This is a genomic window from Chitinophaga sp., from assembly GCF_035761305.1.
Classification (GTDB): domain Bacteria; phylum Bacteroidota; class Bacteroidia; order Chitinophagales; family Chitinophagaceae; genus Chitinophaga.
The window spans coordinates 1-10238 of the sequence record NZ_DASTRI010000182.1 but is presented as its reverse complement, the minus strand read 5'-3'; the positions used below and the strand labels follow the sequence as shown (position 1 = coordinate 10238).

Annotated in this window: 8 protein-coding genes; 2 read left to right on the top strand and 6 right to left on the bottom strand. The window is 44.6% G+C overall.

Annotation, left to right across the window (positions count from 1 at the left end):
- The coding region (locus VFS25_RS15705) for a hypothetical protein (protein WP_326463117.1) at positions 1–842 on the top strand (842 nt) is incomplete at its 5' end.
- Positions 843–893: 51 nt separating this feature from the next.
- On the opposite strand, the gene VFS25_RS15700 is transcribed toward VFS25_RS15705, so the two are convergent.
- The 3 genes from VFS25_RS15700 to VFS25_RS15690 are packed head-to-tail and all read right to left on the bottom strand — an operon-like array spanning position 894 to position 5561.
- Positions 894–2399 (bottom strand): RagB/SusD family nutrient uptake outer membrane protein, encoded by a 1506-nt coding sequence (locus tag VFS25_RS15700; RefSeq protein WP_326463116.1) that lies wholly within the window; start codon positions 2397–2399, stop codon positions 894–896.
- A 55-nt stretch (positions 2400–2454) separates the two neighbouring features.
- Positions 2455–4383 (bottom strand): SusC/RagA family TonB-linked outer membrane protein, encoded by a 1929-nt coding sequence (locus VFS25_RS15695; RefSeq protein ID WP_326463115.1) that lies wholly within the window; start codon positions 4381–4383, stop codon positions 2455–2457.
- Between the two features lie 14 nt (positions 4384–4397).
- The gene (locus tag VFS25_RS15690; protein ID WP_326463114.1) at positions 4398–5561 is read right to left on the bottom strand and encodes a TonB-dependent receptor plug domain-containing protein; all 1164 of its coding nucleotides are present in this window, start codon (positions 5559–5561) and stop codon (positions 4398–4400) included.
- Between the two features lie 218 nt (positions 5562–5779).
- Between VFS25_RS15690 and VFS25_RS15685 the strand changes: the two genes are divergently transcribed.
- Positions 5780–7561 (top strand): metallophosphoesterase, encoded by a 1782-nt coding sequence (locus tag VFS25_RS15685; RefSeq protein ID WP_326463113.1) that lies wholly within the window; start codon positions 5780–5782, stop codon positions 7559–7561.
- Positions 7562–7635: 74 nt separating this feature from the next.
- Here the strand turns inward: VFS25_RS15685 and VFS25_RS15680 are convergent, their stop codons facing one another.
- The 3 genes from VFS25_RS15680 to VFS25_RS15670 form a co-directional block, all read right to left on the bottom strand.
- Positions 7636–7971: a hypothetical protein gene (locus tag VFS25_RS15680; protein WP_326463112.1), complete on the bottom strand. Its 336-nt coding sequence runs from the start codon at positions 7969–7971 to the stop codon at positions 7636–7638.
- A gap of 367 nt (positions 7972–8338) precedes the next feature.
- Positions 8339–8581 carry a hypothetical protein gene (locus VFS25_RS15675; protein ID WP_326463111.1) on the bottom strand — a complete coding sequence of 81 codons (243 nt, stop codon included), beginning with the start codon at positions 8579–8581 and terminating at the stop codon, positions 8339–8341.
- A 379-nt stretch (positions 8582–8960) separates the two neighbouring features.
- The coding region (locus VFS25_RS15670) for a nuclease domain-containing protein (protein ID WP_326463110.1) at positions 8961–10238 on the bottom strand (1278 nt) is incomplete at its 5' end.

Sequence of the window (10238 nt, the reverse complement as noted above, 5' to 3'; positions counted from 1 at the left end):
TTGAAAACAGGTATAACATAGATCTTCACAAGACATTCACCCTAAATATGCAAGAGTTCTATGTCGTTTTTCTGCAATTTTCTCTAAACGTTCAGGGTTTCAACTACAATCCAGACCCTAGCCTATTGCATTTGCAAAACCTGTTGAAATTAAAGCAGGAAGAGATAGCGCCATTTCATATTACGCTAGGAGAAGAATTTTTCCGCGACGCCGTGTTAAAAACTATTAAGAACGGCAGATATAGTAATGATGATCATACCAGACTGGAAACGCTTGCACACGCTTTAAAACTTCCTCTGGAATCAGCAGCGCAAATATCTTTGGAGCTAAGGCAAGAATATGTGCATAAACATATGGCCTCTATCTTTAAACATAAACGGTTGTCTGCTGAAGGTAAGCATACATTAATGGTCCTGGAAAAAAATATGGCCGTAGAAATTTTGAAAGATGATGCTATCCAAAAACAACTGCAGACGTTTGAATACTACTGGCGCATTGAAAATGAGCCACTACCAAAGGTTTTACCGGAAATCCCGCTTACTAAAAGTGAAATATGTCATTGTCGTATTAAAAATGTGTTTTGGTATGAAGATCGTTCTGTTGGCAGAGGACGATACGAGTCCAAACTGATAGAAAGAGGTATACTGCACCTAACTAATAAGCAACTAATATTTACAGGTAGCGAAAAGACGTCAAAAATAAGATTAGAGAAAATTATCAAAATTACCCGGCAGCAGCAAGGTATTCAAATCCTAAAAACCGCTGGAAAAAATCCCATATTGGATTTAGGGAAAGACAGTGAAGTATTCTCAATTATAATCGGTCGGCTTCTTGTTAAATAGATGGCTTTAGTTATTTAGCTAAAGCCATCTATCCTTCTTCTATTTCCTCCATCAATACCCCCCGTTCTGCACCATCTTCGGGTTCAAATCTATCTCCGGCTGCGGTACCGGAAACAGCAGCTGATGCTGATCAATCACATATGCATCTGCCGCCAGGAAGGGTTGCTCCTGTTTAATTACTTTGCCAAATGCATTGATAACCGCAAGCGCGCTGTCTGTCCGGAGCAGGTCTGTCCAGCGATGGTTTTCAAAGGCAAGCTCCACCCGGCGCTCATGCAGGATAATACTGCGCAACGCGCTTTGATTGGCGGTGGTTACATCCGGCAAGCCGGCCCGTTGCCTTACCCTGTTCAGGGGTACCAGCGCTTCGCCTGACTTGCCCTGTTCATTCAATGCCTCAGCAAGCAGCAATAAAGCATCGGAATAACGGTAAATAGGAAAATCATCGCTTGAACCGGTAGGGGCAGGCAAAGGTGAATGCAAATACTTCTTTATATACGGAACGCCTGTTTTGCCGGGATCAGGCGTATAATTCACCACACTCTTTACAGCTGAATAGGTAAAGTAGCTGCTGGCATTATAAGTGCCTTCAACAATCCCAATGGAAGCATCCAGCCGTTTGTCGCCAGGTTCAAAAGCCTGGATCAGGTCTGACGAAGGCGTATTCCATCCGCCGGTGCCGGTATTGTTAATAGAGATGCCTGTCAGCAGCCTGGTATCGGTGCTTCTTGGCAAAAAGTGGAATGACAATACATCCGGCGTGGCGCCGGTAGCCGTACCGCCCAGGTATTGTATCTCAAAAACCGATTCACGGCCGTTCTTATTTGCAGGTGAAAAAGCATCCGCATAGTCGGCATTCAGATCATATCCCATTGTGGCCATGCTGTTCAATAAAGCTTCGGCCTCACTCCATTTCTTTTGCACGGCGTATACTTCGGCTAACAGCAATGTAGCAGCTCCTTTGGTGGCTTCGCCTGTTTGCGGAAACCTGGCAGGCGCTTTAAGTTCATTAATTGCGTCTGTTGCGTCGGCAATGATCTGATCGTAAACTTCTGCCACAGTTGCCCGCTCCCTGAAAGCATCATCGGCTTTTGTAACTTCATGCAGGAACAAAGGCACACCGCCGTATAACCGAACCAGTTTGAAATAATTCAATGCCCGGAGAAATTTTACCTGCCCGTCGAAAACAGTTTTTGCAGAGTCGCTGATACTGGCGTCTGCCAAACGGTCTATCACAATATTACAGCGGGCAATACCGGTGTAGCTGTGCTCCCAGGTGGCATTGGCGTAGGCATTGGTAGATGTATTGGTAAAGTCGGAAATGTTTTCCCTTTGCACAATGGCTGTGCCGCGGTTACCGGGTATTGGCTGGTATATGGTGTTATCGGAATGCATTTCTGAAGTAAAGTAATCATTCACCAGCACATCCCGCAGCGGCGCATAGGCAGCTATAACAGCCGATTGGAACTGCGTTTCCGTTTTATAGAAGTTCCCCGCGGTATAGCTATCTTCAGGTGTTAGCTGAATAAAATCCTTTTTACATGATACGGCTGCCATTGCTGACAACACTATTATCGGAAATAACTTTCTCATCGTATGCTGTATGATCTGATTATTTAAATGTGGTATTGATGCCTATGGAAAAAGTTCTGGGAATAGGATAGGCATTTTCGTCAATGCCCACGCCTGCAGTCTGGTCCATGCCGCCTACGTTCACTTCGGGGTTCATACCTGAATACCCGGTAAGCACAAACGCCTGCTGCACCGATACATATATCCTGAAATTAGCCAGCATGCTGTTTTTCAAAGGCATTGAATATCCAAGTGTGACATTCTTACACGCCAGGTAGGAGCCGTCTTCTATCCACTGGCTGTTTACAGATCTTCCCAAAGCAGTAGTACCGGTTTTCGTACGCGGGTAAGCACCCGATCCCGGATCATCAACAGAGCGCCAGTGATCAAGGGCAGCGGCAAGCGGAACCCTGGAGCCGTCCATATTTGTCTGGTAAGCCCATTTGGCCGCATTCAGTATCTTGCCGCCTGCGGAATAGGTCATGTCAATATTCAGATCGAAATGCCTGTAGGAAAAAGTGTTCACCAAACCACCGGTGAATGTGGGCGTAGGATCGCCGATAAAGGTGCGGTCATTTACATCATCAATTACACCGTCCCCGTTAATATCTTTCATTTTCAGTGTGCCTATGTCGGAACTGCCATTCGGGTTGGCGGCAGTGCTCTGGTATTTCGCGGAATTGGCCAGGTCTTCTGCATCTTTGTATAATCCTTCATATACAAAACCGTAAAACTCTCCCAGGTGATGACCCACCTGCTGGCGGTAGTAATCAGAAGTAACCGTATTATTCCTCCTGATAAAGCCCGGCGAAACAAGGTTGGTGATCAGGTTACGGTCGAAAGACATTACAAGACTTGTATTCCATTGCAGCGGCCCTGTAAGGTTCTTTGAGCTTATGGTAAATTCATGCCCCCACATTTTAAGCTCGCCTACATTGTAAATGATCTGCGAAAAACCTGATGAAACAGGGATCTGCCGTTGCTGTATCAGGCCATCTGTAATCTTATGATAGTAATCGTACGTAAGACTGATACGGTTGTTGAGCACAGCCAGCTCAAGGCCGATGTCGAACTGCTTGTTCCGCTCCCATCTCAGCTCGCTGTTGGCAAGCCGGTTAATGGTTTGCCCCTGTGTAATTTCGTTGTTAAAATTATAATAGTAAGTGCCGATGGTCGCCTGGGGATCGTAATTCCCGAAGAAGTTATTACCGGTAATACCATAGCTGGCGCGTATTTTAAGGAAGTTAACGGGCTTAATTTTCTCCATGAACTTTTCATCGCTTACCACCCACCCGGCCGAAACGGACGGAAAGTTACCCCATTGCCTGTCGATGCCGAACCTCGAAGATCCATCGCGGCGCAATGCAGCGGAAAGCAGATATTTCTTTTTAAAGCTGTAATTAATACGGCCAATACCTGAAAGCAGGGAATAGGCGCCGGCCCCGCTGCTGCCGGTAATGCTTGTAGCGGCATTCAGATAAGGAATGTCGTCGCTGGTAAATCCAAGGCCGGTTAATGTATTGCTATAGGTGCTGAATTTCTGTGCCGAATAACCTGCCAGCACTTCAATATCATGATCGCGGGCAATGGTTTTATTATAAACAAGATTTGCTTCTGCTGTCCAGGAACCATTGTCTACCGCGGAACTGGTGCCGGTGGTTTGTCCCTGTGTGCCTGTTACCTGGCCGGATTGAAAATATTTCCTGGTTTCACCGCCTTTGTCTACAGCCAGGTTTGTTTTCAGGCTTAAGCCAGGCAGGAACTCATAATTAAGATAGCCATTACCCAGGATGCGGGTAGTATAATAATCGTCATTCGTAAGCTTATAAGTAGCCAGCGGATTTATGTACGCCACCATGCCGGGTGAGTTTACATTCCTTACATAGCTGCCGTCGGGATTATAGGGAGATATAAGCGGGCTGGCTTCAAAGAACCGTTCAAAAAACCCGCCTACACCATCGGTAGACATCCGGTTATTGTGGTCTACACGGTAGCTGGGGCGATATTAAAGCCCAGCTTCAGCTTGTTATTGCTTAAAGTAACATCCTGGTTAAAGCGCAGTGAAAATAGCTTGGTGCCGTTGTTGATTATCACACCCTGCTGCTCCTGGTACCCGGCAATTACCGTAGAAGAAGAATGTTCGCGGGCCGATTGCACCACCAGGTCATAACTTTGAATAGGTGCAGTACGGGTCATCAGCTTAAACCAGTTAGTGCCTTCTCCGTATTGCTCAGGATTATCGTATGCGGCATGATAATCCGCAGAAACTTTATACCCGGATTCATATTTAAGCCCGTCTTCAGCCCTTTGCTTCATAAAAGTGGCGAACTCCCGTGCGTTCATCGGCTTTGGCAGCTTGTTTTCGGGTATTTTCTGCAAACCATAGTTAGCAGAGAACTCCACTCTTGGCGCGCCGGCCTTCGCATGTTTTGTAGTCATCAGCACTACGCCGTTTGCAGCCCTGGAACCATATAGTGAGGTGGCAGATGCATCTTTTAACACACTGAAGCTCTCAATTTCCGCAGGATTGATATTATTAATACTGCCGGTAATGGGCGTACCATCAATAACAAAAAGCGGTTGATTACCGGAATAAAAAGATGCCGCCCCACGCACAATGAAACCAATGCCCCGCCCCGGCTGGCCGCTATATTGCGATACCTGCACACCGGCTACCTTTCCCTGCAATTGCTGTGCGAATTGCATCACGGGCATGTCCTGCAGCTTTTGCGCGTTAACAGTGGCAATTGAGCCGGTAATTTCCCTTGACCGTTGTTTGCCGTAGCTCACTGTTACTTCTTTCAACTGCGCATTTGCCACCGGCAGGCTTATATCCAGCCGGTAGCTGGCATTCTCCTTTACTTGAATGCCTTTCATTTCCTGCCTGCTGTAGCCGACAAATGTTGCAATCACTGTATAGGTGCCTGCAGGTACTTCAATACGGTAATTACCGTTGGCATCGGCCTGTACTCCGTACCGGGTACCCTGTATAGCGATTGTTGCGCCGGGAAGCGCCTCATTTTCCCCGGTTACCCGGCCTGTGATGGTGCCAGTTTGCTGCGCCAGTGCTGCCTGGCATAAGAACAAACCAAATAGCAGCGCCACGAATTTTCTAACGGGATAATCATGCGTGTATTCCTTACTCATATTTTAAAGAATGGTTGAATGTAAAAGCAAAGCACTATAGCAGCGCAAGTGTGAAGCGAAGCTGTTTCGTATTTTGGAAAGTCCCCTTTTCCGGCTGCAAAGGTGTTACAGCAGTATTATGCGAATATTACCCTTATATTAAATCCATATTAATTGTTTATAAACAGCCTAACAGCAACGGGCATACTAATAGCTTTGCGCTAAATTTTATTAACGAGATGAAACAAAAAGGCCCTTCTTACAAAAAGCTGATTCTTTTTTTTCTGGGTGCTGGTGTATTGCTCATATGCGGCGCCGCCGCATTTATGAAGCCACAGCCGGAGGATGACGAGTTTTCTATTGCAGTGCTTCCCGACACACAGTATTATACATCGGAAAAGCATGGCGGGAAAAAAGAAATGTTCTTCGCGCAAACCGACTGGATCGTGAAAAATGCGGCAAAGGAGAAGATCGCGTATGTTATACACCTGGGCGATATTACCGATGATGGCGAAAAATATCCGCAGCAGTGGGTAAATGCAGCCGATGCCATATACCGGCTGGATAAGCCGCAGCCGGGCTATCCGCAAGGCATCCCTTACGGAATATCAGTGGGCAACCATGACCAAACCAAGAGCCAGTACCCGCTGAGTGGGAAAACAAACTTCTTTAACAAGTATTTCGGTATTGACCATTTTAAAAGTAAACCCTGGTATGGCGGACATTACCGGAACAATAACGACAGCCATTATGACCTGTTCACCGCCGCAGGGGTAAAGTTTATTGTGGTTTATATGGAATATGATTCCTATGATGAGGATATTGAGCCTCTGAATAAATGGGCGGCGCAGCTGCTGGAAAAATATGCCGACCACAAGGCTATTCTTGTAAGCCACTCCTTCATTCACTTTAACAATACCCCTGGCACTAACGAAAAAGGATTTCCAAAGTTCAGCATGCAGGGGCAACGCCGGTTCGACCGCCTGAAAAGCTATCCCAATGTGATCATGACCCTGTCCGGCCATGTGGGAGATAACGGAGAAGGTTATCGCCAGGATGGTTATGCCGGTAACATTATCAAATCTTTCCTGTCAGACTACCAAAGCAGGCCAAACGGGGGACACGGATTAATGCGCCTGATGACATTCTCAAAGTCCAGGGACCTGATCTCAGTACGCACCTTCTCACCCTATACCGGTGAGGAAGAAACAGATGCCGACAGCAAATTTACCCTTCCGTGGATGCATCATACAAATGTAGCCCGCATGTATGATTTCAATAACGACGGACAAACAGAGCTTACCTTCTTTTCAAAAGGGAAATGGAACATACAGGAGCAACCGGCTATAACATTTGGCGCTGAAGGGGATATACCAACGCCGGCCGACTATAACGGCGACGGGAAAACGGAGCTTGCTTTCTTCCGGCCTTCGGCAGGAAAATTTTACCTGGAAGGCGGAAAAGAAATAACCCTGGGCCGTGCAGGCGACATCCCGGTTTGCGGCGACTATGACGGCGATGGCTTTGCCGAAGCAGCCGTATACCGCCCTTCTACTTTAACGTGGTACATCAATGGGCTAGATAGCATCCGGTTCGGTCATCAACACGGCATACCGGTGCCGGCTGATTATGACGGCGACGGCAAACTGGATGTGGGCATTTTCAGAACAGACAATTCGTTTTGGCAAACCACCCTTGGTAATATTCCGTTGCAGGTGCAGCATGTACCGGGCGAAATGCCCGTGCCGGCTGACTATGACGGGGATGGGCGCGCGGAAATGGCGGTATACAGGCCATCTACCGGGGAATGGATTATAGACAAGATACAGCAGCCGGTTAAACTGGGTGGAAAAGAATACCTGCCCGTACCTGGTAATTACGACAACAGCGGCAAAACATTGCCGGCGGTTTACCATGACGGCAGGATCTACCTGCAGGATGGAAGAACATTAAATGCAAGTGAAGGCGGCGCATCAGCGCTCGTGAATCTTCCCCTTTGTCAAAAGTTCTATGCCCGTTAAAAAGATAAGCTGATAATAAAAGCCATCTGTCTTTAGGGATAGATGGCTTTTATATTTTATTATAGCTGCAATCACTATCTTGTACAATCCGCCGTCCAGGTGGCGCCATCTTTCGACACCAGCATTTTTAACGTGTGCGCAGTAACGGTAATACCTGTAACGCCATCGCCTACACTGATGTATGTATTTTCGTCCTGTTTTTGAAATTTCACGCCGGTAATATTAGGTATGCCGCTTCCGAAATCAAAGGAATAAGTGTCGTCTACTTTAACCACCGTTACGCGCCCATCATCGTCTGTAACGGTTTGGCTGCCATCATTGTAAGAAATATCACCACTGTATGTGCCTACAAAAAAATCGTTGTCTGCCGGATCATCATCCTTACTACATCCAACAGTAAAAACCAACATGGCACCAAATAATAAGGCTGCAAAAATTCTCATTTTGTTTTTCATAAGCTTTTTATAACTGTGAAAACAAGCACTATGCCAATTGTGGCATTTATGGCTCCTTACACTGGTTATAACACTTATGTACCTATGTATTATTCAATATGCCAATGTTGTAAACAAGCGATGTCATCCTTTCAAATTCTCCATAATTTCGTATAACCTATGCCGTTATCAATAACAGTAGTGTTGTATAGGCACACCTTCCAGGCACAAAAAAACCCGCCATTGCGGCGGGTTTGCTATTTTGAGGATATAAAGGCCATAATAAGCTCCTGTTATAATTTAACAATAGATGGAAGGACGACTTCTTAAATAACGTAAGAGGTTACAAATACTCGGTGCAAATACGCTTGCTGATTTCTGCTAACAAACCTTCATCTATTATGCTTTCACGATAGATGGCGTGCGAACATATATGGCCGTTTGCTACAAAAAGTATGTCCTGCCCCCCTACTTGCGCACATATACGGCGAAGCGCGGGCTTTTTTTCCGTTGGCCTCTTTTCTATTGCCAGGTAAACATCATATTCGTTTCCCTTATAGGGCACTGTTAATTGTTGCTTTTCCATAATCATTTTATAGCAAAAAAGATACCTAATTCATTCTCTTTTACCGGCTTGTGGACGCAGTTACTGTTTATATATTATAGCTTTTCACCATTTCCTACGTATATCCTACCTATTTATACTATTAATAATCTGTAAACACTTAGGGAATAAATCCTATATCTGTTGGCAGCATTCGCTTTATATAACACCGTATTAACCTGTAATGTTTACTTTTTGATTCATGGCCTGGCTGCGGCGGGATAAGTAAATGTTGTTTACTATTTTGTATCGTTCGAAGAGGAAATATATTCCACAGTGACACAACAATCCACCAACGGAGCTGCTCTACAACAACAAATTAAACTATTTCACTATTCATAAATGTCGAAAATGAAAATTTCTAGCTCTTCTCTAATACTCTCATAAGCTCAGATAAGACAACACTAAAGGGCATCCCACGTTTTGTAGGGAATCTTTCTAATTGTCCAATATTCCATATTTGGTTCTCGAACTCTTTTTCAAGCGTTTGTTCAATCTCAAAAACCAAATAAAATGTATGACTTGGCCGGGATGGATATTGTTTATTCACTAAATCTTTTTTCGAAAATATTCTAGGCCCTTGTTCTTTTAATTTAAAGATTTTATGTGCTCGTTTCTCTTTCCCTGTATATAATAAAAGATACTTAGCCCCTGTTTCTTTATGACTAATATTCACAGAACCCAGCTCACCATCTATTCTCGTATTATAAAGTCCCTTTTCAATAATCCAATCAAGATGCTGTTCATTCTTGTAGTATCCCACTAACACAAAAGTCTCATCAGGTATTAGGGCTCTGTTAGAACCATGTACTTCAGGAAGCAATACGCTTAGATTGTTGACATTAGAGTACCGGTGTATGTCGTATTCTTTATAGGCCATACGTTCTCGTTGAGATGCTCGGTTTAAACAATGATCAATAATATTGCTTAGAAACTCCTTTAACTCTTTAGTTCCATTGTTAACCACGGACGGCTTAATTGAAAAGGCGCCAATGCCAGGTATTATTTCGTGGTACCTCATTCTTTTGTCAACTACATCACCTGGGTACAATAAGTAGGCACCAGCTGTACGCCTAATAGCATCCCTGTAAGCATGCATTTTAAGCAAATCTTCATTTTTATAGATACTTTGGTTTTGTTTCTGCTCTTCTGTTATCAAATGCTCATCCGACACAGAAGCTTCATGTAGGTTCTGTTTATATTTTGCATCAAAATGTATATGCAGTATAGATTCTTCTCGCTCCGCTCCTGCTTCTGTTACACCAAACGGCCAAATGCTAAGCGTAAAGTCTGGCCTAAATGAATTCGTCCAACTACCACCATTCGGATATGCCTGTTCGCCATTGAAAGTCCTATTATAACTAAAGCGAACATTGAACTTCCTGGTAGCATGTTCGAAAACGCTTAACAATGGCACACACTCTTTCCCTTGCTTTAACTTTAAGTTTAAACCATCAGTTGTATGTTCAACCAGCCTGCTAATCTCGCTGACATTTATTTTAAAAATCTCAACAATGGCATCCGTCAACTTAAAAAACACCCAATATTCATAAAGTCTTGCTACATCTTTTTTACCACCATCATATACGTCATCCCCACCTTGCCAAATCAATTTTGCAGCAAGGTCAAACATTAACCA

Bases quoted from the DNA above. Each gene is read 5' to 3' on its own strand.
- VFS25_RS15700 (WP_326463116.1), bottom strand. From the start codon at position 2,399: ATGGCAGCCGTATCATGTAAAAAGGATTTTATTCAGCTAACACCTGAA.
- VFS25_RS15695 (WP_326463115.1), bottom strand. From the start codon at position 4,383: ATGTCTACCGATGGTGTAGGCGGGTTTTTTGAACGGTTCTTTGAAGCC.
- VFS25_RS15690 (WP_326463114.1), bottom strand. From the start codon at position 5,561: ATGAGTAAGGAATACACGCATGATTATCCCGTTAGAAAATTCGTGGCG.
- VFS25_RS15685 (WP_326463113.1), top strand. From the start codon at position 5,780: ATGAAACAAAAAGGCCCTTCTTACAAAAAGCTGATTCTTTTTTTTCTG.
- VFS25_RS15680 (WP_326463112.1), bottom strand. From the start codon at position 7,971: ATGTTGGTTTTTACTGTTGGATGTAGTAAGGATGATGATCCGGCAGAC.
- VFS25_RS15675 (WP_326463111.1), bottom strand. From the start codon at position 8,581: ATGGAAAAGCAACAATTAACAGTGCCCTATAAGGGAAACGAATATGAT.